This window comes from Flavobacterium coralii, from assembly GCF_019891545.1.
In the GTDB taxonomy this organism is placed as follows: domain Bacteria; phylum Bacteroidota; class Bacteroidia; order Flavobacteriales; family Flavobacteriaceae; genus Flavobacterium; species Flavobacterium coralii.
Map to the genome: position 1 here is coordinate 109,275 of NZ_JAHDIU010000006.1, position 24,968 is coordinate 134,242.

25 protein-coding genes and 1 tRNA gene are annotated in these 24,968 nt (G+C 40.5%); 11 read left to right on the top strand and 15 right to left on the bottom strand.

What is annotated here, in order from left to right:
• Positions 1-15 precede the first annotated feature (15 nt).
• From KJK34_RS10545 to KJK34_RS10565, 5 genes are all read right to left on the bottom strand, one after another.
• Entirely contained in the window at positions 16-321 is a 306-nt protein-coding gene (locus KJK34_RS10545; RefSeq protein WP_223053843.1) for a phosphoribosylpyrophosphate synthetase, read from the bottom strand.
• Positions 322-335: 14 nt separating this feature from the next.
• A complete protein-coding gene (locus KJK34_RS10550) occupies positions 336-1,211 on the bottom strand; it encodes a DUF3347 domain-containing protein (protein ID WP_223053844.1) in 876 nt (291 codons plus the stop codon).
• A gap of 668 nt (positions 1,212-1,879) precedes the next feature.
• On the bottom strand, positions 1,880-2,101 hold the full coding sequence (locus KJK34_RS10555; protein ID WP_223053845.1) for a heavy-metal-associated domain-containing protein: 222 nt from the start codon (positions 2,099-2,101) through the stop codon (positions 1,880-1,882).
• A 98-nt stretch (positions 2,102-2,199) separates the two neighbouring features.
• Positions 2,200-4,419 (bottom strand): heavy metal translocating P-type ATPase, encoded by a 2,220-nt coding sequence (locus tag KJK34_RS10560; protein WP_223053846.1) that lies wholly within the window; start codon positions 4,417-4,419, stop codon positions 2,200-2,202.
• An 84-nt stretch (positions 4,420-4,503) separates the two neighbouring features.
• A complete protein-coding gene (locus KJK34_RS10565; RefSeq protein WP_223053847.1) occupies positions 4,504-5,067 on the bottom strand; it encodes a helix-turn-helix domain-containing protein in 564 nt (187 codons plus the stop codon).
• 154 nt (positions 5,068-5,221) lie between these two features.
• On the opposite strand from KJK34_RS10565, the gene KJK34_RS10570 reads away from it, so the two are divergent.
• Positions 5,222-5,506 (top strand): hypothetical protein, encoded by a 285-nt coding sequence (locus KJK34_RS10570; RefSeq protein WP_223053848.1) that lies wholly within the window; start codon positions 5,222-5,224, stop codon positions 5,504-5,506.
• A 42-nt stretch (positions 5,507-5,548) separates the two neighbouring features.
• Here KJK34_RS10570 and KJK34_RS10575 read toward each other — a convergent pair whose 3' ends face one another.
• Positions 5,549-5,719: a DUF6965 family protein gene (locus tag KJK34_RS10575; protein WP_223053849.1), complete on the bottom strand. Its 171-nt coding sequence runs from the start codon at positions 5,717-5,719 to the stop codon at positions 5,549-5,551.
• 141 nt (positions 5,720-5,860) lie between these two features.
• Here KJK34_RS10575 and KJK34_RS10580 point away from each other — a divergent pair, with 141 nt between their 5' ends.
• Together KJK34_RS10580 and KJK34_RS10585 are read left to right on the top strand one after the other, a co-directional pair.
• A complete protein-coding gene (locus KJK34_RS10580; protein ID WP_223053850.1) occupies positions 5,861-6,130 on the top strand; it encodes a helix-turn-helix domain-containing protein in 270 nt (89 codons plus the stop codon).
• A gap of 2 nt (positions 6,131-6,132) precedes the next feature.
• Positions 6,133-6,420 carry a hypothetical protein gene (locus KJK34_RS10585; RefSeq protein WP_223053851.1) on the top strand — a complete coding sequence of 96 codons (288 nt, stop codon included), beginning with the start codon at positions 6,133-6,135 and terminating at the stop codon, positions 6,418-6,420.
• A 16-nt stretch (positions 6,421-6,436) separates the two neighbouring features.
• Here the strand turns inward: KJK34_RS10585 and KJK34_RS10590 are convergent, their stop codons facing one another.
• Positions 6,437-6,691, bottom strand: coding sequence for a hypothetical protein (locus KJK34_RS10590; RefSeq protein ID WP_223053852.1), 255 nt, complete (start codon positions 6,689-6,691; stop codon positions 6,437-6,439).
• A 195-nt stretch (positions 6,692-6,886) separates the two neighbouring features.
• Here KJK34_RS10590 and KJK34_RS10595 point away from each other — a divergent pair, with 195 nt between their 5' ends.
• Both KJK34_RS10595 and KJK34_RS10600 read left to right on the top strand, forming a co-directional pair.
• A complete protein-coding gene (locus tag KJK34_RS10595; RefSeq protein ID WP_223053853.1) occupies positions 6,887-8,512 on the top strand; it encodes an ATP-dependent nuclease in 1,626 nt (541 codons plus the stop codon).
• Positions 8,502-9,674, top strand: coding sequence for a UvrD-helicase domain-containing protein (locus KJK34_RS10600; protein WP_223053854.1), 1,173 nt, complete (start codon positions 8,502-8,504; stop codon positions 9,672-9,674). Before KJK34_RS10595 ends, KJK34_RS10600 begins: the two co-directional genes overlap by 11 nt.
• Before the next feature lie 47 nt (positions 9,675-9,721).
• Here the strand turns inward: KJK34_RS10600 and KJK34_RS10605 are convergent, their stop codons facing one another.
• From KJK34_RS10605 to KJK34_RS10625, 5 genes are all read right to left on the bottom strand, one after another.
• The gene (locus KJK34_RS10605; RefSeq protein ID WP_223053855.1) at positions 9,722-11,035 is read right to left on the bottom strand and encodes a site-specific integrase; all 1,314 of its coding nucleotides are present in this window, start codon (positions 11,033-11,035) and stop codon (positions 9,722-9,724) included.
• A gap of 272 nt (positions 11,036-11,307) precedes the next feature.
• Positions 11,308-11,395 (bottom strand) — tRNA-Ser (locus tag KJK34_RS10610).
• Between the two features lie 44 nt (positions 11,396-11,439).
• A complete protein-coding gene (locus tag KJK34_RS10615; protein ID WP_223053856.1) occupies positions 11,440-12,471 on the bottom strand; it encodes an asparaginase in 1,032 nt (343 codons plus the stop codon).
• Positions 12,464-13,597 carry a 1-acyl-sn-glycerol-3-phosphate acyltransferase gene (locus KJK34_RS10620; protein WP_223053857.1) on the bottom strand — a complete coding sequence of 378 codons (1,134 nt, stop codon included), beginning with the start codon at positions 13,595-13,597 and terminating at the stop codon, positions 12,464-12,466. Before KJK34_RS10620 ends, KJK34_RS10615 begins: the two co-directional genes overlap by 8 nt.
• A gap of 69 nt (positions 13,598-13,666) precedes the next feature.
• Complete coding sequence (locus KJK34_RS10625; protein WP_223053858.1) at positions 13,667-14,434, bottom strand: TatD family hydrolase; 768 nt, start codon at positions 14,432-14,434, stop codon at positions 13,667-13,669.
• A gap of 101 nt (positions 14,435-14,535) precedes the next feature.
• Here KJK34_RS10625 and KJK34_RS10630 point away from each other — a divergent pair, with 101 nt between their 5' ends.
• Both KJK34_RS10630 and KJK34_RS10635 read left to right on the top strand, forming a co-directional pair.
• Positions 14,536-14,973 carry a retropepsin-like aspartic protease gene (locus KJK34_RS10630; RefSeq protein ID WP_223053859.1) on the top strand — a complete coding sequence of 146 codons (438 nt, stop codon included), beginning with the start codon at positions 14,536-14,538 and terminating at the stop codon, positions 14,971-14,973.
• Between the two features lie 47 nt (positions 14,974-15,020).
• On the top strand, positions 15,021-17,255 hold the full coding sequence (locus tag KJK34_RS10635) for a T9SS type A sorting domain-containing protein (protein WP_223053860.1): 2,235 nt from the start codon (positions 15,021-15,023) through the stop codon (positions 17,253-17,255).
• Positions 17,256-17,449: 194 nt separating this feature from the next.
• Here KJK34_RS10635 and aspS read toward each other — a convergent pair whose 3' ends face one another.
• Together aspS and KJK34_RS10645 are read right to left on the bottom strand one after the other, a co-directional pair.
• Positions 17,450-19,195 carry an aspartate--tRNA ligase gene (aspS, locus tag KJK34_RS10640; RefSeq protein ID WP_223053861.1) on the bottom strand — a complete coding sequence of 582 codons (1,746 nt, stop codon included), beginning with the start codon at positions 19,193-19,195 and terminating at the stop codon, positions 17,450-17,452.
• Positions 19,196-19,276: 81 nt separating this feature from the next.
• A complete protein-coding gene (locus tag KJK34_RS10645) occupies positions 19,277-20,296 on the bottom strand; it encodes a YceI family protein (RefSeq protein WP_223053862.1) in 1,020 nt (339 codons plus the stop codon).
• A 178-nt stretch (positions 20,297-20,474) separates the two neighbouring features.
• On the opposite strand from KJK34_RS10645, the gene KJK34_RS10650 reads away from it, so the two are divergent.
• Positions 20,475-21,494, top strand: coding sequence for a sensor histidine kinase (locus KJK34_RS10650; protein ID WP_223053863.1), 1,020 nt, complete (start codon positions 20,475-20,477; stop codon positions 21,492-21,494).
• Complete coding sequence (locus tag KJK34_RS10655; RefSeq protein ID WP_223053864.1) at positions 21,495-22,223, top strand: LytR/AlgR family response regulator transcription factor; 729 nt, start codon at positions 21,495-21,497, stop codon at positions 22,221-22,223.
• A gap of 51 nt (positions 22,224-22,274) precedes the next feature.
• Here the strand turns inward: KJK34_RS10655 and KJK34_RS10660 are convergent, their stop codons facing one another.
• Positions 22,275-22,823 (bottom strand): hypothetical protein, encoded by a 549-nt coding sequence (locus KJK34_RS10660; RefSeq protein WP_223053865.1) that lies wholly within the window; start codon positions 22,821-22,823, stop codon positions 22,275-22,277.
• 137 nt (positions 22,824-22,960) lie between these two features.
• On the opposite strand from KJK34_RS10660, the gene KJK34_RS10665 reads away from it, so the two are divergent.
• Entirely contained in the window at positions 22,961-23,953 is a 993-nt protein-coding gene (locus KJK34_RS10665; protein WP_223053866.1) for a TlpA family protein disulfide reductase, read from the top strand.
• 3 nt (positions 23,954-23,956) lie between these two features.
• Positions 23,957-24,943 carry a TlpA family protein disulfide reductase gene (locus KJK34_RS10670; protein ID WP_223053867.1) on the top strand — a complete coding sequence of 329 codons (987 nt, stop codon included), beginning with the start codon at positions 23,957-23,959 and terminating at the stop codon, positions 24,941-24,943.
• Positions 24,944-24,968 lie beyond the last annotated feature (25 nt).

The window sequence follows — 24,968 nt, forward strand, 5'->3', positions numbered from 1 at the left end:
AAGGGATTTTAAAAGTTATGTTGCATTTAATTTTTTTACCATCTCATGGGACATTTCTTCAGCATAAGTACCATAGGCATCAACAAGTACCCCTTTGCTCTTACCGTCATTGGACGATATGGCATAAATCACGGCATTGTTATCAGGACTACTGTCGAGGCTTTCAAACCTATGAGTTTCCGTAACCGTAAAATCCTCCGGTTTTAGTTTCAGGCTCTTTGACGCACAGTAAAGGCAGTCCGGCAACAGACTAAAGTCCATACTGTACCCACGCTGTCTTAGGTCTTTAAGTGCCTGCACCATGTCATTGTACTGTACCATAGCTTTCAGACCTGTTATTTAATGGTTTCGACCGTACTGCCGCAGGTAAGCATCTGTGAGCCGTAATATGGATTTTTAACGGCATTCTCTTTACTTAGCCAATTGGCTCCCTTACCTCCATTGTACATAGGACAGTGCTGGTAATAAACGGGGGTGTCCTGTTTAGACACTTTAGCCAGTGTGTAGATGCTTCCCGAAAGTGCCGCAAAAGCACTTCTTTGTTTTGCAACGTCTTTTGATTTTGAAATGCTTTCCGCATTGGCCGTTAAGTCCTGCATTACTTTCATCCAAGCCGTATGTTCCTCTGCCGATAGCTTATTCATATCGACTGCTTTAAGGGATGTAGCCAATTCAGCGGCTTTGGCAGATGCGGTCGCTGCATCGGTTTTTATCAAAGCATCTTTCACTGAAAAGTAGTTGTCAAATACAGCCTTTAGCTGTGATTGGTTTTGGGCTGCATCTTTGTTAGCTGCCATTTGGCTATGGTCGTGATTGCCATGTCCGGCATTCATGTCCATTCCCGCCTCCTTGTTTTTGGCAACCGTCTTCACTGGTCTATCATACTGGCAGCAACCAGCCAGTTTAGCATATGCGTCATCCGGCGCACGGAACTTCTCACTGTCATAACCAGCCAAAGCGATACGTTTCAGGATTTCATCCTGATTTGTTTTGTCGCCGTCATAGGTGAGCGTAGCCATCTTGGTATCTTTGTTCCAGTCCACACTGGCTACCTTTTTTACGTTACCTGCTTTTTCGATGGTGGTTTTGCACATACCACAATTGCCATAAATCTTTACGGTTTCTGTTTTCGCATTCTTGATTTGTGCGAAGCCGTTTATTGATGATAGTAATACGGCGATTACCATCACTATTTTTGATAATGATTTCATAATAATTACATTTTGAGAAACGGGGGATTGATAAGCCCATTTCTGTTTTAAATTTTAAATAAATGATACAAATAGGGGATTTGCAAAAGCCGGAACAGCTTTTGACAAGGCACACCTATGGCTGTCAAGCCATAGTTTTAGCTTATTTTAGGCGGTAGCCAGAGAGCGTAAAAGCCAGAAGAATAATAGGCTTGTTCAAAAGAAAACTCCCGTTTTTTTATTATGGCTAATTGAGTGTTTGCCACTACCTCCATAATGCCTACAAGATTAGGCGAAGTTTGCGGTGAAACGCACCGGCAGGAACTGTGCTTGCATTTGCCCCCACAATCTTTACCGTGCTTGCATTTCGCGCAAGGCTTCCCATTGCAGCAGGCCTTATGATCAGGTTTTGCCGATTGTTTCTTGGAGCAGGATGATGAATGTGTCGTTTTGGACGAGTGTTCCGTCTTAACTGACCCTTTGGAACAGGCAAGCCCTTGTGTGGGAACAAGGAAAAGCCCCAAACAAAACAAGAGAGTTATGCCTATATGTGTTCTAAAGTACTTCAATACAACAAATTTACAAATAAGTTAATCTTTCTGATAGATTTCTTTATCTTTTTTTGATATTCGATGTAAAAAATTCAATTAAGCTTCATTCTTCCTGCTATATACAGGTTTTAGTAAGGTCTACTGAGGCAAAGGTTCTATTTTAAAGCCGGCCCTTTGAACCGTCTGCATCACCTGCTCCTGAGATATACCCTCGGATTTAACTGTCAGCACCTTGTCTTTATTTTGCGTATCAACTTCCCAGTGGCAGACACCTTCAGCATCATTCAAAAATGGAGTTACCTTCGCCACACATCCCCCGCAGTTGATATTTGTCTTAAATAGAAATTCCTTGTTGTCCATCGGTTATAATTTATAGATTATCTTGTCCCACAAATTTCAGCACTTAATCACGCCTCATCATTGTGAAAATTCTTCTTTGATTTGTGACATTTAATGTTTTATTTTTTCAGCTTTAGGCGTAAGCTGTTAGACACCACGCTTACGCTGCTGAGCGCCATCGCAGCTCCTGCGACCATAGGATCCAGCAGGAAACCGTTCACCGGGTATAAAATCCCAGCTGCTATAGGGATGCCGATCAAGTTGTATATAAATGCCCAAAACAGGTTTTGCCTAATTGTAGCTACGATCTTTTCTGACAAACGTATGGCCTGTGGTATCCTTGTAAGGTCCGACGAAATGATGGTCATCTTGGCTACGTCCATTGCGATGTCTGCACCTTTGCCCATCGCGATACTTATATCGGCTGTCGCAAGTGCAGCGCTGTCATTGATACCATCGCCCACCATTGCCACTACCTTTCCTTTACCTTGCAGTTCTTTGATAAAATCGGCTTTCTGCTGTGGCAATACCTCGGCCTTGTAATGCCGTAGGCCGGTTTGTTCTGAGATTGACCTGGCCGTAGCGTGGTTATCGCCCGTCAACATGTAAAGCTCAATTCCCATTCCCTGCATCTGTCGGACGGCCATGGCAGAAGTTTCTTTAACCTTATCCGATATGCCGATTACACATAAGGCTTGTCTGCTATCGGCAAACCATATAACCGTAACCGATAGTTTATCCCATTCCTCAGCTTGCTTTTGCAGGCTCACATCAATACGGATATTATTTTCTTCTAACAGCCTTTTACTGCCTGCAAAGTAGTTTTCGTTATTGTGCCGGGCATTGATCCCCTTACCTGTTATGCTTTCAAAGTTGGATAAAGGAATCGTTGGAAGATCACCAAAGTGGTTAACCACTGCTCCTGCCAAAGGATGCTCGGAGCGCTTTTCCATGCTCAAAAGGACATTTTTTGATGTATCATCATTATCCAGCCACACAATGTTCATAACAAGTGGCTTTCCTTCTGTAATAGTCCCCGTTTTGTCAAGTACCACGGCAGTAACTCGTTTCGCCAACTCAAGGCTTTCGGCATCTTTTATAAGTATCCCATTCTCTGCGCCTTTACCAACACCAACCATAATGGCAGTGGGAGTCGCCAACCCCAATGCGCAGGGGCAGGCTATTATAAGAACGGTAATAGCTGCCTGTAACCCCTGTACTATGCCGTTTTCACCACCTAACACCCACCATAGCATAAAGGTAACGGTTGCAATACCCATCACCGCGGGAACAAAAATGCCTGCAATTTTATCCACCAGTTTCTGCACGGGTGCTTTGCTGCCTTGGGCATCCTGCACCATTTTTATTATGTGTGCAAGCATGGTTTCTTTCCCTACGTTTATCGCCTTGAACTCAAAAGCGCCCCGTTGGTTAATCGTACCTGCGAATACCTTTTCGGCTATCTTTTTGGCTACCGGTATAGGCTCTCCGCTTAACATACTTTCGTCCACATACGACGTTCCCGAGGTCACTATACCATCCACCGCTATCTTTTCGCCCGGTTTCACCTGTATGACATCGCCAGGGATTACCTGGTCAAGAGGAGTCTGCCGAAGCGATCCATCTGCGAGCACTACCGTAACAGTTTTTGGCTGTAGGCCCATCAGCTTCCTGATGGCCGAGGAGGTGCTTCCTTTAGCCCTTTCTTCCAAAAGCTTACCAAGCAGGATAAATGCGATGACAACCGCTGCTGCTTCAAAATAGACGTGCGCATGCAAGCCTCTCTTGTGCCAAAAGGCCGGAAATAACATATTGAAAACACTGAACAGGTAAGCAATGCCGGTGCTGAGCGCTACCAATGTATCCATATTGGCAGAGCGGTATTTTGCCTGCTTCCATGCATTGATGAAAAAGTCCCTACCCAGCCAAATTACGACAGGAGTAGAAAATACCCACATCATCTCATTCGCATAGGGCATATCCATAGCGAACATCCCTAGTACTACTACGGGTAACGAGAAAAGGACAGCCCAGAAAGCTTTTTTCTTAAGTTGTGTATACTTTTGGGCATAAATCGCTTCTAATGCCTCCTGCCTTTGTTCCTCATCTTCCAGCAATAGGTCGTAACCCACAGACTGCACCGCCTTTTGCAGTTGGATGACATCTGTTCTGCCGGGTTCAAATTCGACTGTCAAATTTCCCGTAGCATAGTTCACTGAAGCGCTCTTGACACCCGGTTGAAAGTTAACGATACTTTCAGCGCTTGCCGCGCAGGAAGCGCAAGTCATACCCAGAACAGGGAACACCTGTTTTATAGTATAAAGGTCATTTGCTGCCATATTTTGCTTGGTTTAATTACCCTGCAAATTTGGCTACGGCATCCTTGTCGTTTATTGTGGAATTCTTTAATTGATTTGTAACTTTTATAAACTATCCAGGGGCCTTCTTTTCTCTTCCTTTACCTGTTTGAAATGGCTCGGCGTGAGTCCGGTCACTTTTTTAAACTGGTTGCTCAGGTATCCAACGCTGGAGTAATTCAGGCGGAAGGCAATCTCACTCAATGACAATTCGTCGTACACCAGGAGTTCCTTTACCTTTTCTATTCTCTGCGCAATGTAGTACTTCTCGATTGTAGTGCCCTCCACTTCTGAAAAAAGACTGGATAAGTAATTGTAGTCGTGATTCAGCTCATCCTTAAGCACATCTGACAAATTGGTCTTCAATTCACCCTGGTGGTAGTGCACCAAATGGATTATTGTGTTTTTTATTTTTTCAATAATCTTGCCCTTTTTGTCATCTATAAGGGCAAATCCTAGGGAGATCAGGATATCTTTCAGCTTTTCCCTTTCCGTGACTGAAAGCTCATTTTCCAATGCAGCTTCGCCCAATCGTACATATTTTGTCTTCAGGCCAAGTTTACCGAGTTCGTTTTCTACCACCATGATACAGCGGTTGCAAACCATATTTTTTATATATAATGTTGTCATTGGCACTCCTAATTTACCTGCAAAATTACGATTTTAAGGTTTTAATTTACGTAGTTAAGATGCCAGCGCCAGTTTGTTGACGCATTTCTAATTTGCATTTGATTATTATGATTACTCAGATGGCAGTCATAAAATATACAATTATGAAATACCAATGGACAAGAATTGGTTTCAAACTTTTATAGTTTTAAAAATCTACAATACCACTAAAAAGAAGTATAGAAAATTGTTTACTCCACTGAAAGGAAAAGAATACACATATGAATTAGAATATGCCGGAGGGCAAATGCTGCAAATCCAAAAAAAATTATGGGAGCGCAATGATTTTCGTTATCCACGTTGGAAACCAGTTCTTTTAGGGCTGGTTTTTTTGGGGCATCCGACACCGCTGCGCTTTCCGTTACAATCTTCAAGGGAGGATTTTCACTACAATCACTGATGCTTTACTATTCCTTTGAGCGCATATCATCATAAAATTCCTTTAAATGCCAATACGAAGGGCACTTGTCATAGGGTCTTTAAAGCTGGCAATTGAAGTATAACAGCTATTAAGGAATTTCTGGGTGTCACTGATTTTAGCCCAAGGCTTCCAGTCAACAGCAACCGGCGGCGGGTTTTTCTCAAAATATTTTTTTATCTCATCTGGATTCATGCCGCAAAGTAAAAACAGTTTTCATGTCAGTTACGACGTAATAACACTAAAGGTCAATTAACGCCATCCAATTCCACATCTGCAAAAGGTATTGAAACACTACGTAATTTCATTTTTACATATGAAAACGATTGGTGAACGATGGACAATAATGTAACTAAAGACGACCTGCGCCAATTTGGGCTACTGCTCCTTGAACAGATCGGGCAGCTATTAGCGCAAGGTGAAAGAACAGAAAATGCCGGAACAGACTTTGAATGGTTAAAGGGAAGGGTAGTGCGAAAGCTTTTGGACATTTCTGCCGGCTCCTTGCAAAACTTGCGTATCAGTGGAAAGATTCGCTACAAAAAAGTCTTGGGTTCCTACTACTACAATAAGTCTGACCTTCTGAAACTTTTCGGGGAAAATTAAATATGGAACTGGCAAATCTTCTAAAATATCTTTCAATATTTGAAAAGGACAACAGGCTTAATGTTTGGCATTTTGCATTGCTTACCGCCATATTGTATTTAGGTTACAGGCAGGGCGAGAGCGGTATAATTAAAGTGAGCCGGAGTAAATTGATGAGCCTGTCACACATCCACACAATTCCCACTTACCATAAATACTTTAAGGAACTTCAAGTTATGGGATATATCGACTATCGTCCTTCATATCATCCAGGGTATCGAAGTGAAGTAATACTGAAAATAGCCCAATAATCGACTTGTTTCCGCTTTATATCGCGGAAATAAAGGAACTTATCAGCTCGTTATTAATAGAGGCAAGCAATCTTATTTGCCGGTTTGTCATTGGCTGATTAATGAGGATGAAAAATGTTGCAAAATTTTCCAGTTCCTCTGTAAGTTCGGGGAGCAATCCCAAGCCTGCCTGCCGGCGTTGCTGCAAGCAACGTTCATCGTAACCATTGCCAGGCAGCAATCTTTTTTTTGTATAAACTATACTCGCTGCCGAAACAAAATAATCTTCCATTCTACTAATTTTACCGTAAGGTTCATTCGCGCCGTCCGCAATTTACAAGCAACTCTCCAAATGCACTGCTATTTGTTTGAATACTTGCCGGTAGTAGGAATTGCTTTCGACAACATGCCTTTCTTTTTTTGCTATATTAGCTAAACTTTTGTTAATATAGCGCGCCTCAAATCAAATTTAAAACGAAATCGCTTAATGAACTTTATCGAGAGAATTAATATTGTAAATTATAAATGCTTTAAAGGACTTTTTCCGTTGGAATTATCAAACGGTATAAATATCATTGTCGGGAACAATGAAGCCGGAAAATCTACAATTCTTGAAGCTATTCATTTGGCATTATCAGGATTGCTTTGCGGACGTTATCTTAAGAACGAACTTTCACAATACTTATTTAATAAGGACGTCGAAATCGATTACCTTGCCAGTCTTAAAACTGCTGCCCCACAGAAGCCGCCCGAGATCGTGATTGAGATTTTTTTTTGTGGTGACCCACTCCCCCTCTTCGAAGGTGATGCTAACATTCAGCGAAAAAAGGGATGCGGAATAAGTTTTAAAATAGAGTTCGACCACGATTATATTGATGATTATAACGAGTTAATTCTCGGCGATGTCATGACTATTCCGATTGAATTCTATAAGATGACGTGGACGACTTTTGCGCGGGATACAGTATCGATCAGGACGCTTCCTGTAAAGTCAGTAATGATAGATTCCTCCGGAACAAGATTTCAAAATGGGTCGGATGTTTATATTTCCAAAATTATCAAGGACGACCTGATTGAAAAGGAAATCGTAGACTTATCCCAAGCCTATCGGAAAATGAAGGAGACGTTTATGTCGGACAAATCTGTTGCGGCAATCAATACAAAAATTACCGGCAAAGCCGATATATCGACAAAGACCGTTCATATTTCAGTTGATTTGTCAGCAAAAAATTCATGGGAAACATCGCTAATGACTTATCTCGAAGGCATACCATTCCATCAGATAGGAAAGGGCGAGCAATGCCTGATCAAAACCAACTTGGCTCTTGCCCACAAAAAAGCGAAAGAGTCAAACCTCATTTTAATAGAGGAACCGGAAAACCACCTATCTCATACAAAACTGAATCAGTTCATTAAAAGTATCCAGCAAAAATGTGAGGGCAAGCAGATTATTGTCAGTACGCATAGTAGCTTTGTTGCAAACAAGTTGAGTTTAAAAAATCTGATATTGCTTCATAATAGAAAGGAAATCCGCTTGACGGCGTTGAAGTCTGACACATACGATTTTTTCGAAAAATTGCCTGGCTACGAAACTTTACGCATGATACTCTCAAAGAAAGCGCTATTGGTTGAAGGCCCGTCTGACGAACTTGTATTTCAGCGTGCATACAAAGACAGCCATGCCAATACATTGCCAATAGAAAACGAAATAGACATTATTTCAGTAGGCACTTCTTTTAAAAGATTTCTGGAAATAGCGGAACTGGTTCAAAAGCCTGTCGCGGTTTTGACCGACAATGACAAAGATTACGCAACAAAAATCACGAAAAAGTACAAAGATTATGCGGGATCAATGACCATTAAAATCTTTGCCGATTCTGATAATAGCCTTAACACATTGGAACCGCAAATCGTCAGGGCCAATGCAGGCAATTTGTCAAACCTCTGCGACATATTGGGCATCAGTGCGACTATATATAAGACTGAGGAGGCAATCAGTGAATATATGCAGGACAATAAAACCGAATGCGCGATGAAAATATTCAACTCGGCAAAATCAATCACCTATCCGAAGTACATTTTGGATGCAATAGCCTGGTGTAATGAACAATAAGCTTGTCATTGCAGCAGCAGGATCGGGAAAGACAACCGCAATCGTAAAGGAGGCTTTAAAGATCAAAGACAAACAGGTCCTGATCACGACGTATACGGAATACAACGAGGAAGAAATTCGCAGCAAAATTATTCAACTGAACAAGTATGTTCCCAGCAATATAAAAATACAAACGTGGTTTTCGTTTCTAATTCAGCATGGCGTAAAGCCCTATCAGGGAACCTTTAATGAAGTAATGTTCACGCAATCGGTCAGAGGATTAGATCTGGTAAATCAAAGATCTGGAGCAAAATTCGATAAGCAGGGAAAGCGTGTAGTCTCAAACGGACATCCGTTATTCTGGGGTGAGCACGAAAATTTTATAAAGCATTACTTCACGGGTGGCGGGAGAATCTACTCCGATAAACTTGCCAAATTCGTCGTAAACGCTGATGCAGCTTTGAAAGGCGAAATCATAGACCGCATAAGGAGGATTTACCCCCATATTTTTATAGATGAGGTACAAGATCTGGCAGGTTACGATCTGGAAATTATAAAACTTCTTTTTAAATCCGCGAGTACTATCACGCTTGTAGGCGATCCGCGACAGGTAACTTACTTGACACACCACGAAGCAAAATACAAAAAGTATGCTGACGGGAAAATAAAAGAATTTTTGCAGACTGAATGCAAAAAGTTAATTAATGGGAACATTGATGAAACAACACTTGCCGCATCACACCGGAACAACCAGCTTATTTGCGACTACTCATCAAAACTTTATCCACAATACGCTGCAACATCAGCTTGCGACTGTCAGTCCTGCCGCAGCGGTGAGAGTGACCATACTGGCATTTATTTAATAAACGAAGCTGACGCAAGATCATATTTAGAGGAATTTGATCCTGTGCAATTACGGTGGAGTATTACTGTAAAAGCGGATCTGGATTTTGCAGTTGCAAACTTTGGGACTTCAAAAGGCAAGACATTCGATCGTGTTTTAATTTATCCTACCTCTGATATGAAAAAATGGATAGAGAATAACAGTTCTGCCTTAAAAGATGAAGCGAGGGCAAAATTATATGTTGGAATAACGCGAGCCCGTTTCAGCGTTGGAATTGTTGGAGCTTTCAAGACAGCTATTCCTGGTACTAAAACTTACACTTCCAAACCTAAGCTATAATCTCTATTAAATAATTAAGCCTTAAGATTTATCTTAAGGCTTAATTATTATGCACTTTGAATGGTGAGGAATTTCATTTTCATTTCCTGAAGTTCATTCTCTAATTTATGAATGGCCTCCCACGTTACTTCAGGCTTGCTTGCTTTTTCAACGGCAAATTTATGCCTTAGTCCCTGCATCTCTCGTGATATACTCTGTTTCTCAGTGATAGCATACTCTTCCGTTTGCTGAATGGAATGATGGCCGAGCATTTCCTTCACAACATGTATCGGAACATTGTTGCCGAGGGTTACTGTACTTGCAAACGTTCTACGCGCTTTGTGCGTGTTCAATTCGCAGTTGATGCCGCATAAGTCTGCGATTTCTTTCAGATAGGCGTTCATCTTTTGATTTGATTTGACTGGTAGCACAGCACCGCGCTTTTCACTGAGTGGATGACCTTTGTAACGCGACATGATTTCCAAAGCTTGTGGCAGCAGTGGGACATTGGTTTCTGAACCGGTTTTCTGCCTTTCAGTCATAATCCATGGCTCACCATCAATGCCAGTTTTAATGTCTGATGCTTTTAGGTTAAATACATCAATATAAGCTAAGCCCGTATAACATTGGAATACAAAAATATCGCGTACTAATTCAAGTCTTGGTGTAGAAAAACTATGCCTCTCGATTTTTAGGAGTTCTTCCCTACTTAAAGGCTTTTTATTGGTCTTCGTCTTTTTCCCCTTGAAAAGTTTAAAAGGGTCAACCGTTATAATTTCCTTTGCAATTGCCCGCAATACTATCTTTTTAAAATTCGATATATATTTCAACGTAGTATTATTACAGCATCCTTTGACCGTTTTAAGGTAGAATTCATAATCTTTAACAAACTGGAAATTCAGTTCCCTAAACTCCAGATCATCTACCCTGTACTTAAACTTTATAAAATCCCTGACGTGAGATTTAGCGGTAACAAAACGTTCAAGTGTTCCTGCTGAATACTCTTTTGGTACAAGGGCTTTGACTTCGTCGTTATGAAGTTGGAATTCTTCCAGAACCTTTGCCCTGGAAGCAACCTTTCCCTTGACATAATCGATAAGCTTTTGTGCAGTGATTGTTTCCTCGGCATAGATAAGATCAGCTTTTCTCTTATTTACTTTGACGGTTATTGCATCAAGCACATTGTTTAAGACGCGTGCATCTTCCTTGCTCCCGGTTGCACGTTCTGTTTTTTGATCCCACCTGGTTAAATCCCAGGTACATTTAATAGATGTTTCTTTAGGAATACCGTCAACGGTAATTCTCAAATAAATAGACCTGATATTGGTCTTTCTTCGCGGAGTCCTCAAAAAGAAGGTTAATCCAAAACTGCTTTCCAACATAATTCAAACATTTAAAGTTAATAAAGGTCGAACTGTTGTACTTAAAAATCAAGTCGTTAACGTGCTTTACATCTTGCTAATCAATGAGTTACAAGGATTTTGTGGCGCACTTTTTTTTTCGGGCCTCTGCGCCACGAATGCACCACAAAAATTTTGTGCATTTTTGCAAATTTTGTGTATTTGCAGGCTAAAAATAAAAAACCCGCAAATTGTTAACTTGCAGGTTTTTAGCTATTTAAGATATTTTTGACTCATAATTGAGTCCTTTTTCGCAGAGAGGAAGGGATTCGAACCCTCGATGCCCTTTTGGAGCATACACACTTTCCAGGCGTGCGCCTTCGACCACTCGGCCACCTCTCTAAAACAGGGTGCAAAAATAGAATTAAAAACTGATTCTAAAAAATTTATTCCGACAATTCCCCGCACAGCGGCTCCTCAAATCGCGCCTTAAAATCAGCAGGTGGCACCTGCTGTCCAAGCAGGTACATCAGCTTGGTAATGGCTGCCTCGGTAGTAATATCTTTGCCCGATATTACCCCGATTTCTTTAAGTAGTGTGCTTGTTTCGTAGTGACCCATGTTAACGCTGCCGCCTGAGCATTGCGTTACATTTACTATGTGCAGCCCGCGCTCTATGGCCCGTTGCAGGGTAGATATAAAGTAGATGTCGGTTGGTGCGTTGCCTGCGCCGTAGGTTTCTAAAACCGCGCCTTTAAGCCCGGGCGTGTTCAGGATAGAAGTAAGTACCTGTTCGCTTATTCCGGGAAACATTTTTATGATTACTACATTGTCATCAAATCCTTCCGAAACCTTTAAAGGTTGTGCGGAATTATTCTGCAGCAGCAAATCCTCATTAATCTTAAGGTGAACGCCTGATTCCGCAAGAGGCGGGTAATTGGGTGATGCGAAGGCATTAAAATGCTCGGCACTGATCTTTGTAGTGCGGTTACCGCGATAGAGCTTATATTCAAAATACAGGCATACCTCGCGCACTAAAGGGTGTGTTTTGTTTTGCAGCGAGGCTATCTGTATGGCTGTTATAAGGTTTTCTTTAGCATCGGTGCGCAAATCGCCTATTGGCAGTTGCGAACCGGTAAAAACAACCGGCTTATTCAGGTTTTGCAGCATAAAGCTAAGTGCAGATGCCGAATAAGACATGGTATCGGAACCGTGTAGGATTACGAAACCGTCAAACTTATCATAATTTTCTTGGACTATAGCTGCTATTTTTGCCCATTTTGGCGGCGCCATATTAGACGAGTCTATGGGCTGCTCAAAAGAGGCTGTTTGTATGTTACAGTCCAGTTGTTTTAACTCGGGTATGCGCTGCAACAGCTTGGCGAAGTTAAAGTTCTTTAATGCCCCGGTTTTAAAATCTTTTACCATACCAATGGTACCGCCCGTGTAAAGCAACAGTATATTGGGTTTGCTATGCATCCTGGTATTTCATTTTGTTTACAACAGGGTTGGCATACATTGCCAAAAAGTTATTACGCATAACCTCATTTTCTATATCAATGCGCATTTCGAGCCGCCTTTCAAAAAGCTGCCGTTCTTTATCGGTATATTCAGATACAAAACGGCTGCCGCCATGTAAAAGGTCATACGCTATATAATTGGTAGGCCAAAGCATATAGCTGCTCAAAATAGCATCGTCAAGCACCTGTGCAAGCGCCTGTATCTGCTTATTATTATTGTCCTGCTCAGCGCTTATGGTATCAAACTCGGTATCCAGCACATCACAAACATGAATGTGGATACGCTTTTTCTGCCCCATAATACCGCTTAGCAGCGTGTTAAGATCTTCATTCTTTTCCTTCACATACACCTCATCATTTGCCTTCGCCATAAGCATAGGCATCTTTAGCGCATCGGTTGGGTCATATTCATAAGAAATAGATACCGGCACAATTTTTAGCGATTTAAAGTATGCCATAATATCTTCTCCTTCGGCTGCCATAGCAAGCATTTTTAAAACACCCTGATGTGTGGCATCGTTACCGTCTTTAGTACGGCCTTCGCGCTGGGCTATCCATACCGAACGGTTTTCGCGCAGTAAAAGCTGCCTTACATACTCTGACATCAGTTTAGAGCTTTGCAGCAGCTCGCGTGGCGGTAAGCCCCGCTGCACAACAAAATTGCGGTTAAGCCTCGATAGGGTATGCAGTACCGGCTTCTGGACAAGGTTATCGCCTATTGCAGATGCCGTCATTATCAGTCCGTGGTCATGAAGGCAAACATTAAGCAATGAAGTATCAAGTATTATATCCCTGTGATTGGAAATAAAAAGATAGGGTGTATGCCTTTCCAGTTTTTCAAAACCGGAAGTGGTAAGCCCCTCAGAGCTTTTTTTAAGTACTTTTTGTACTGCCGGGTATATAAAATTTATCTGAAAATCGCGTTTAGAATGTGTTTTCTTCAGCTGTTCCTCCCATACGGAAGGCTCAACATCCGGAAACGTAAAGCTCATAAGTGCCTTCATCATAGGGTGGTGCAGTACCCCGCGTATGGCCTCATTAACTTCACTGTCATAATAAGGCCTTATATGATCAAATTTCGACATGCACTTCTTAAAGTTATAACGATTTCACAAAAGAACGAAAATTTTACGAATTTAAACCGAAATTGTTTGTTAAATGCCAAAAACCGCCTTCGAATTTGCTGTTGTTATTGCCGCAATTTCTTCTAAAGAAAGATTGTATAATGCTGCCATTTTTTCTGCAATCAAAACTGTATAGCTGCTTTCGTTTCGTTTGCCCCTGTGCGGCACCGGTGCCAGGTAGGGTGAATCCGTTTCAAGTACAATATGCTTTATATCTATATCGGCTAAAAACTGGTCAATTTTTCCGTTCTTAAATGTGGCGACACCCCCTATCCCGAGTTTCAAATTATATGAAATTGCCTGCTGTGCCTGTTTAAAATTCCCGGTAAAGCAATGAAATATACCATAAAGTCCCTCCCCTTTCTCTGACTCAAGCACCTCGAAAACCTCATCAAATGCATCACGGCAATGTATGTTTATGGGCAGCTTGTACTTTTTTGCAAGCTGTATCTGATGTTTAAAAGCATGCTGCTGCTCTTTCAGCCGTGTTTTGTCCCAGTACAGGTCTATGCCAATTTCGCCTACCGCTGCAAAATTCCGCTTTGCCAGTTCCGCTTCTACATGGGCAAGCTCCTCTTCATAATTATCTTTTACATAGGTTGGGTGAAGCCCCATCATCAGGAAAACATTTTCTGGGTAACGCGCTTCTAGCGCATACATTTTATCCGTATAAGACGAATCAATAGATGGCACAAACATCCGGGATACACCGGCATTAATGGCGCGGTTAATCATGGCATCAGTTTCCCCTTCAAATTCTTCGCTGTACAGGTGTGTATGGGTATCGGTAAAAATCATTATCGGTTTTATAAGGCTGCAAAATTACAAATAGCAAAAGGCTTTTGCATCCTTTATACAATTATTTAAAGTATTTTTGGGAAGCAATCACAAAAACAGGAATGGAAAATTTATACGATACGCTTAAAGAGAAAGGCTACAAACGCATAAAATTTAAAATATCTAAAACACAGCACCTGCTTATTAAAGCCAAAATTAATGGTACCGAAGGAAATTTTATACTGGATACCGGTGCTTCTAACAGCTGCGTGGGTTTTGAAGGCATCGAATATTTTAGCCTCTCGGCAGCCGACTCTGAAACTAAAGCTGCGGGTGCCGGCGGTGTGGGTATGCTTACTCAGGCATCTTTAAAAAACACGCTTAAAATGGGCAGGTGGTCAACCAAAAATTTTGGTTTGGTAATATTTGATATGTCGCATGTTAATGAAGCATTGCGGCAGTATAAAGCTAAACCTGTACACGGTATAATAGGCGCCGATGTGCTACTGAAAGGCAAAGCTATTATCGATTATTACAATAACTGCTTTTATCTTAAATAGTTACATAATTTTAATTATATTGCCTGACAAAACCATCAACAATACTTATGAAAAAATTATTACTATTCTCAACTTTTTTGTTTGCAGCGAACATTTTTGCACAAAATACCTGCGAAGATGCACTAAATATACCTGTTAATGATGGGATTATTTGTGATTCATCTGTAGAGGCATCATTTAATTTATCATCACCCCCAACTATTGAAGCCTGCAACCCATTAACCCCTTCAAACGCAGCCATTTGGTTTGAATTTACTGCTACACATACAAGGCTCAAACTAAATTTACAGCAGTTACCAGGCACCAGTGCAAACATAGCAGCCCATCTTTTCAGCGGGAATTGTGATAATCTCGACGCCATTGGCTGCCTGAGTTCAAGTGGCATTATGAATAACCTTATTGTTGGCGAACCATATAAAATTGAGCTAACCACGAACGTAACTACCCCAAGTGTATCATTATGCATAATTGTACCTCCTTCAGGTGTAACGGCTAATGCCACAGATTACACACCCGAAGAACTAGTAACCGACGTACTTATAAACTCTTCTTGCGTTATTGTATCCAATATAACTTATTCAACAGGGCCAACTGACACTGATGGTGGGCTTGGCAGTTTTACCAGTAATGGCGCTGACTTTATATTTGACGAAGGAATAGTTTTATCTACCGGCAAAGTATCAAATGTGCAAGGCCCGGATAATGGGATTACAAGCCAGGATACTGAGTCTGGAAATGATGCAGACCTAGCTGAAATAATGAACATGAATGGATTGAATGGCGATTTTTTTAACTCTACATCGCTTGAATTTGATTTTGTCCCTATGATTGAAGAGATTAGCTTTGATTTTCTTTTTGCTTCAAATGAATATGGTATATTTCAATGTATTTACGGTGATGCTTTTGCATTTATATTAACTGACCTTACAACCGGTGTATCTACTAACCTTGCAGTAATACCCGGTACAGCAGTACCTGTATCAGTAGTAACTATTCGTAATAGTCAATATAATACAAATTGCGCTTCTGCAAACGCAGCATATTTCGATAATTTTTATGAATCATCAGACCCTACCGCACCTGTAAATTTTAACGGCACAACCGTGCCCATGACGGCTTACAGTGAAGTGGTGCCCGGCAATGCTTACCATATTAAACTGGTAATAGCAGATTATATGGATAAAGTAATGGACAGTGCAGTTTTTATTGAGGCCGGAAGTTTTAATATAGGCTCTCCTGAATCTGGTGAGCTTACTGCTGAAAATGGGACAATATTGTGCGAAGGAGGAAGCACAATGTTAAATATTAATCTTCCAGACAGCTTCACTTTTACATGGTACCTTAACGGCGAACTCATTCCTGGTGAAACAAGCAGTACATATTATGCTATTCAGGCGGGCGAATATACTGTTAATGTAGCATTTGAGGGAAGCGCCTGTAGTCTTGACTATACTATAAATATATTTGAAGAGGGTACTGAGCCTATACCTGTAATTATTTCAGATTACATTATTTTTGAGCCAGAATCTGACGGAGTTTTTACATTTAACCTTGATTCAAAAAGACAACAGATTATAAACAGCATTAATGCAGGTGAGCCTTTAGTTACCCTACACAATACGCAAGACGATGCAATGAACGGCACCAATGCCCTTCCCGGTATTTACAACAATACTACAAATCCTGAAACGCTTTTTGTAAGGATAGAAAATCCGCAAGCAGGATGTTTTACAACCGGAAGCTTCCAGATAGTTGTGCTGGATGAAAACTATACCACACCTGCACCGCAGGGAGATGAAAGCCAATCTTTTGAGGAAGGAGACACACTTGCCGATATTGAAGTTGAAGGCGAAAACATACAATGGTATGCAAATGACGCTACAGGCGGCAGGAGTACTCAGGACAATACAGATGATGAAGAACCTCTTCCTTTAAATACATTATTGGTAGATGGTACAACCTACTACGCCTCGCAAACCGTTTGGGGCATAGAGAGTGAAGAAAGGCTTGCTGTAACCGTCTATCTTTCAATGAGCGCAGATGAGCATGCATTCACAGGCTTTAAAATGTACCCTAACCCTGTTAAGGACATGCTGTATTTGCAAAACAACACTACCATAGAAAGTATCTCTGTAATTAATCTTTTAGGCCAGGAAGTACTAAGCCAGGCAAATAATAAGGAAATTGCAACTGTTAACCTTCAGGATTTGGCTAACGGAATATACCTTGTAAAAGTAAAGGCACAACAATCCGAAAAAATAATAAAGATAATCAAGGAATAACAAACTGTTGAAGGCAAACAGCCGCTTATAATTAAAAAAGGGCTGTCTCAAAAGTGTCATTCTGAATGAAGCGATAGCGAAGTGAAGAATCTTAAATAGTTGATTTCGTTAAGATTCCTCCTATCGTCGGAATGACAAAATGCTAGTAAAAGCACTTTTGAGACAGCTCCTTTTAATTATATTGTACTATTTTATTACTTCAGTCGTATGTTCAGTTCATCAAGCTGCGCGTTATCAATTACTGATGGTGCATCTATCATAACATCGCGCCCTGAGTTATTTTTAGGGAAGGCAATAAAATCACGTATGGTTTCCTGCCCGCCCAAAATGGCAACAAGCCTGTCAAAACCAAAAGCAAGGCCACCATGCGGCGGCGCACCATACTGAAATGCATCCATAAGGAAGCCAAACTGTGCTTTTGCCTGCTCTTCGGTAAAACCTAAATACTTAAACATAAGCTGCTGTGTAGCCTTATCATGTATCCTGATAGAGCCCCCGCCAATCTCATTACCGTTAAGCACAAGGTCATAAGCATTTGCCCTTACTTTTGCAGGTTCAGTTTCGAGCAGCGGCATATCTTCCGGTTTTGGCGAAGTAAACGGGTGGTGCATGGCGTGGAACCTTTCTGTCTCCTCGTCCCATTCCAATAATGGAAAATCCACTACCCAAAGTGGTGCAAATTCATCGGGCTTGCGTAGGCCCAAGCGCGAGGCAAGCTCCATACGTAATGTACTGAGGCGCGCACGTGTTTTATGTGCTTCTCCGCTTAGTACTAAAATAAGGTCGCCCGGCTTTGCGCCTGTAGCTTCTGCCCATTTAGCAAGGTCGGCTTCATCATAAAACTTATCTACCGATGATTTTAGTGAACCATCCTCATTATACTTTACGTAAACCATGCCGCTTGCGCCAACCTGTGGGCGCTTAACCCAATCGATAAGTGCATCTATTTCCTTTCTTGTATAAGATGCACAGCCCGGTGCGGCAATACCCACAACCAGTTCGGCATCATTAAATACAGCAAAATCTTTATGTTGTGCTACTTCATTCAGCTCGCCAAACTCCATCCCGAAGCGTATGTCCGGCTTATCGTTGCCATACTTACGCATGGCCTCGTCATACGTCATTCGCGGGAAAGCACCTGTTTCAACGCCTTTAAGCTCTTTCAGCAGGTGGCTCGCCAACCCTTCAAATGCCTGCATTATATCTTCCTGCTCTACAAATGCCATTTCGCAGTCTATTTGTGTAAACTCCGGCTGCCTGTCGGCGCGAAGGTCTTCATCGCGAAAACACTTTACTATCTGGAAGTATTTATCCATACCGCCCACCATAAGCAACTGCTTAAAAGTTTGCGGCGACTGTGGCAGGGCATAAAACTGGCCCGGGTTCATGCGGCTTGGCACCACAAAATCACGCGCACCTTCCGGCGTAGATTTGATAAGCACCGGTGTCTCTACCTCTATAAATCCTTGCGCAGAAAGGTAATTGCGCACTTCCATTGCTACTTTGTGGCGAAACAGCAGGCTGTTCTTTACCGGGTTGCGGCGAATATCAAGATACCTGTATTTCATCCTCAGGTCTTCTCCGCCGTCGGTTTCATCTTCTATCGTAAACGGCGGTACTGCCGAAGGGTTAAGTATAGTAAGCTCTTTTACCAGTATCTCTATATCGCCGGTAGGCATATTCGGATTCTTGCTTTCACGCTCTATAACCGTACCCTTTACCTGTACAACAAATTCACGCCCAAGAGTACCTGCAAGGTTAAAAACCGCTTTATCAGTACGCTCCTCATCAAATATAAGCTGCGTAACCCCGTAGCGATCCCTAAGGTCTGCCCAAATGAGGAATCCTTTATCACGCGATTTTTGTATCCACCCGGCTAATGTTACTTCCTGGTTAATATTGGCGGCTGTAAGCTCGCCGCAATTGTGGCTTCTGTACATAGTATCAAATTTTAGAGTGCAAATTTAATAACTAATGTTTTATTATGATGTAACAGCAAACATTTAATGTAAAGATTATTACTACTGCTTAACAATATTGAAATCAATTTTAAAGACATTTTTTATTGCCTGATCGCCTAGATTATCGAAAAAGCTTTTAGAGCCATACCTGATGTCAAATTTCACCCTGTCCAGCTCCAGGCTGCCGTAATAACCGCTTTTAGAACGCTGCATAGTAAACATCACTTTTTCAGTTTTGTTTTTAATGGTTATTTCACCTTCAACTTCATACACATCCTTTCGCACCATTTTAGAATTTATAATATTTAAAACAGCTTCAGGATATTTTGCCACATTAAAAAAGTCGTCTCCTTTCAGGTGTTCCTGCAATGTTTTGTCATTATGGGTTATGGTTGTTAAATCAATTACAAATTTACCTGACTTTATTCTGTCATCGGCAATTTTCATTTTACCATATTTTAATTTCACACTACCTGTCAGGCTGTAATTCCCTCCCTCTCCATAACCCGTCCATTCAACAGTGCTTTTCTTTGTATCAGCTAAAAAAACTTCAACATTCTCCGAAACTAAATCGGCTTCAGTTTCAATAAGGGCAAGACCTTTAAAGAGTTTGCCTGCCTTATTTCTGGCTATATAATACCACAATGCATCTCCTGCAAATAACTCTTCCGATTTTCGCCAGCTTGCAGGATCAGTATACACTACATCTTTTTTGAGAATGGCATTGGGGCAATTGTAATATTTTTCAAAATCCTGCGGTGTATATGCAACCCGGTGATACCATCCCGCATCAGTATATATGTAGCTGCCATACTCAACAATTTCTAAATCTTCATACATTGCCTTTACAGCCGTGTCGTGCTTCCATATATAAATATTATCTTCAAACTCTGCCAAAGTAGGGTTAGGAGAATGCGTCCCCAAAATACCAATATTGATACCTCTCAGTTTCTCAGGCAAAATACGGTTTGGTTCGCTGGTTATTTTAGCATGATCTAAAGTATAGGTACTATATAGCCTGCCTGAGAGTGATAGGACTGCAACTAAAATTACTGTTTTGAATACATCATTGACTTTCATAACTACAAGGCTTTAAAATTCATATCCAAAACTAAAGGCTTTGCTTATCTCAAAAAATCTCGATACGATAAACTCAATATAGTTACGGTTAGTTGTTCACAGCCTTATAATGCATTTCGCCGGAATTAAAACGCAGTTAATACATAAATAAGTAAATTGCCCTGTTAAATAATTCTGTATGCCTTCTTTATTTCCGGGTAATAAGCGGTTGATGATTCTGTTTGCTTTCTACGTTTTATTCGGAGGGATGTATTGGATTGCCAACTCATACCAAACCAATTTTGAATATAATTTTTGGAGGGAAGCAATTCTTGATTACGCACTTAAAGCCTTACTTACCATTCCGGTATGGTGGTTAATTTTTAAAGTACTTAAAAAAAGTACGCCCCTTTTACGTCTTTTAGCACACATGCTTTTATGCCCTTTATATGTAATAGTATGGTTTATACTTTACAGGGTGGTTGCCCAAAGCATAGGGCTGGCATACCTGCAAGGCTATGGAGCTGTTTGGGATATTTATATACCCACTCTTTTTTACTTTATTCAGTTTGGCTTTTTTCATGCTTATGAGTACTGGAATAATTACCAGCAGCAAATATTTAAAGAACACGAGATAATACAAAGTGCCCGCATTGCAGAGATTAACACCTTAAAAGCGCAGCTTGAACCCCATTTTTTATTCAATACATTAAACTCTATAAATGCTACCATAGCTCATGATAATGAACCTGCAAGGGAACTGATAGCTAAACTTGCTGAAAATTTCAGGTATGTTATAAGCACCGGCAGTAAAGAATATGTAACTTTAAAAGAAGACATTGACTTTATAAAAAATTGCTTAGAGTTAGAACAAATTAGATTTAACGACAGGCTGAAAGTTACCTATAATGTAGATGCTAACCTTATGCATCATAATGTTCCCCCCATGATACTACAGCCGCTGATAGAAAATGCAATAAAGCACGGCATAGCCAAAAGCGTTGAGGGAGGTGAAATAATTATTTCTATTTTTAAAGTAGAAAACAATATAGTATTTGATATAACCAACACTATGGAAACTGCAGCAATTGTTGATAATAAGGACACAGGTATAGGTTTGAGCAATACAAAAAAGCGTTTGGCAATGCTATATGGCGAAGAACTGTCTCTAAATATTGGCAAATACAGGGCACAGGTTACATTCAAAATACCAATTTAAATGGAGGCAATAAAAGTAGTTATAGTAGATGATGAAATTTTGGCAAGAAACCTGCTGAAAGAATATCTTGCAGCCTACAAGAATTTTGTTTTGATTGCTGAATGCAAAAATGGAAATGAAGCCATAGGTGTAATAAACGCGCTAAAGCCTGACCTTGTTTTTTTAGATGTACAAATGCCGGGCATTAATGGTTTTGCTGTTTTAAATGAGCTTGAAGTAATACCAAAAATAATATTTTCTACGGCTTATGAAGAGTATGCCATTAAAGCTTTTAATGTAAATGCTATTGATTATTTACTGAAGCCTTACACTAAACAACGTTTTGCCGATGCCATACAAAAAGCTGCAACTATTAATAATCCGTATAATATAGAAAAACTTTTAGAGACAGTAAGCTATAAAGCTTATACTGATAATGTATTGGTGCAAAAAGGCTACACACTGATAAATTTGCCGGTATCAGAAATAGTTTATATAGAAGCGCAGAATGATTATGCTTTTGTACATACTGCAAAAGATGCATATATAACGCAAAAAGGAATCGGCGAGATTGAAAAAAAACTTGATCCTGACAAATTTATAAGGGTGCACCGCTCTTTTATTGTTGCCTTTAACCATATAGCCGAAATACAAAAAGACACCGGCGGTTACAGAATACTGACAGCAAATGGTAAAAAAATAAACGTTAGCAGGAGCTATGCCGGCGTTATATCAGCACTAAAATTGTAGTTTACATTATAAACAGTTGCAATAAGTCAGCAGTTGCATCTCTGCTCTACCCTATCTTTTACTTTTATCTGTTTCGGTAAAAGATTCAATCATTGCCTCCATATCTTTATGCAGCTTATCCTTTCTGTCAAGGCTTGTCCATGTACTAATCTGATAGTAATTATTGCGCCCTTCAATAAATGCCACCATCCAATAAGCTTTTACTCCTTCAGCAGTACCGCTAAAATCAACAATCTTTGCGTTTAGCCCGTTAATCTGCTTATCAGTAAAACTTGGCACACTTATAAATTCAACATTGTCGGCAATACCTGTTGTAAGTAATTTGGCATAACCGTTCAGGTCATCAGTATAATCATCTTCAAGCCCGTTGTCATAAATTGCATTACCAAGATTTTCTTTTGGTTCATCAAAAACCATTACATAAATGTCATTAACTATGCTTTGGTATTGTAAAGAAGCATCTTCGCTAAGGTCGGTTACTTCGCTCATATAACCGGGAAGTTCTATTGTATAAAGATGTTTTTTATTTACAACCTGCTTTTCAGTTCCACATGCTGCTATAATAAATGTAAACAGTACTAAAAGTAAAATCTTTCTCATAGAATTTTATATAATTAGCCTGCAAAATAGCAGAATTTATACAAACTATACTCTTATGAGTTGCATTTTTTAACATTGAACGGAAAGGTTCATACATTAAAAAAAGTATTTTTACAAAATACTAACACTGCAACACAATGAAAAAATTACTTTACATGCTGCTGTTTGTAACCTGTACTGCCTTTGCACAGGAAGTTAAGGTACCGTTTAATGCACAGATAGAAAACCGCAATAGCGACACCTTATACATACGCTCACGAACCGCACAAAAAATTATTACTGCCGATAAAAATGGGAATTATAAAGAAACCCTAAGCATAAATCCGGGCCTGTACCAGCTTTATGATGGTAAAGAATATGCTATGCTATATCTTGATGAAGGCTATGACCTGAGCATGAAGCTGGATGCACAGCGCTTTGACGAAAGCATAACCTTTGCCGGCAAAGGCGCTGCCGAAAACAACTGGCTTGCCAAAAAAATGCTTGCCGATGAAGCATTCAGGGAAAAGCTGGATGACCTGCCTGATGATGCTGATGAAGTTAATAAAATGATTGGCGACAGGGTAAGGGATTTACGCTCAAGCTTAGAGAACCCGGAAATGGGCGCAGACTTTAAACAGATGATGATTAATGTGCTGATACAGGAACAACAGCAATTACAGGCAATAGCCGACCGCTTCAGGGAAGAACAAAAAATGCAGGGTAAGCCATCTGCTGTATTTACAGGTTATGAAAACCATAAAGGCGGCACAAGCAGCCTTGCCGATTTTAAAGGCAAATATGTTTATATAGATGTATGGGCCACATGGTGCGGGCCGTGCCGCAAAGAAATTCCTTACTTAAAGCAGGTTGAAGAGCAATACCACGATAAAAATATTGTTTTTGTAAGCATATCTGTAGATAAGGAAAAAGACCACGGGAAGTGGAAAAGCATGGTTAAAAAAGAAGAGCTTGGCGGCGTTCAGCTGATTGCTGATAAAGACTGGAAATCTGATTTTATTATGGCTTACGGCATACGCTCTATACCGCGCTTTATACTGATAGACCCGCAAGGTAAAATTGTACGCTCTGATGCACCGAGGCCAAGCGACCCGAAACTGAAAAAATTACTTGACAAACTACTTAAATAAGCTATGAAATATTTATTACTGCTACTTACCTGTGCCGGGGCTTTTGCTCAGGCGGATATTAAAAACTTTAAGGGCACCATTAAAAATGCGGATGCCGACTCTGTTTATGTTAAAAGTGTGCGAGGATGGCAACAGGGCTATGCCTTAGATAAAAAAGGCCATTTTGAAGGCAGGCTGCAACAGGGAATGGGCTTTTTCACCCTTTACTATAAAGACAAAGAACAGCCGCTTTACCTAACCAACGATACGGATATAAATTTTACAGCAGACGCCAATAAATGGGAAAACACAGTTTCTTTTGAAGGTAAAGGCGCGAATGAGAATAATTTTCTGGCTGAAATGACACGCGATAAAGAAAATCTGATTGAACGTTTTACAAAAGGCGGAGATGACGTAGCTATTAAGGCTGAAGCGGAAAAACTTACGGCTGAATGGGAGAATAAGCTGAAAGCATCTGACTATGATTTCTTTTATAAGAATATGGTAAAAAACATCTTTATAGGCATCCAAAATAAAAACCTGCCTGATGAAATTGCAAAAATGTCAAAAATAAGAAGTTTGGAAAGTAAGGCTTCGCCGGGATTCAGCTTTAAGAGTGTTGACGGTAAAACGGTTACTCTTTCTGACTTTAAAGGTAAGTATGTTTATATTGATGTATGGGCTACCTGGTGCGGCCCATGCAGGCAGCAGATACCGCACCTACAGGAAATGGAAGAAAAATACAGCGGCAAAAATATTGCCTTTATCAGCATTTCGGTAGATAAGGAAAAAGACCTTGAAAAGTGGCAGGAAATGGTTAAAAGCGAAAACCTGGGTGGCGTTCAGCTGATTGCCGATAAAGACTGGAAATCTGACTTTATAACGGCTTATGGCATAAAATCTATCCCGCGTTTTATATTAATAGACCCAAAAGGTAACGTGGTGAAAGCAGATGCACCGCGCCCTTCTGACAGTGCCATTAATGTTATGCTTGATAAACTGCTGAAGTAAATCAGCAACGCCAACAGAATGGATA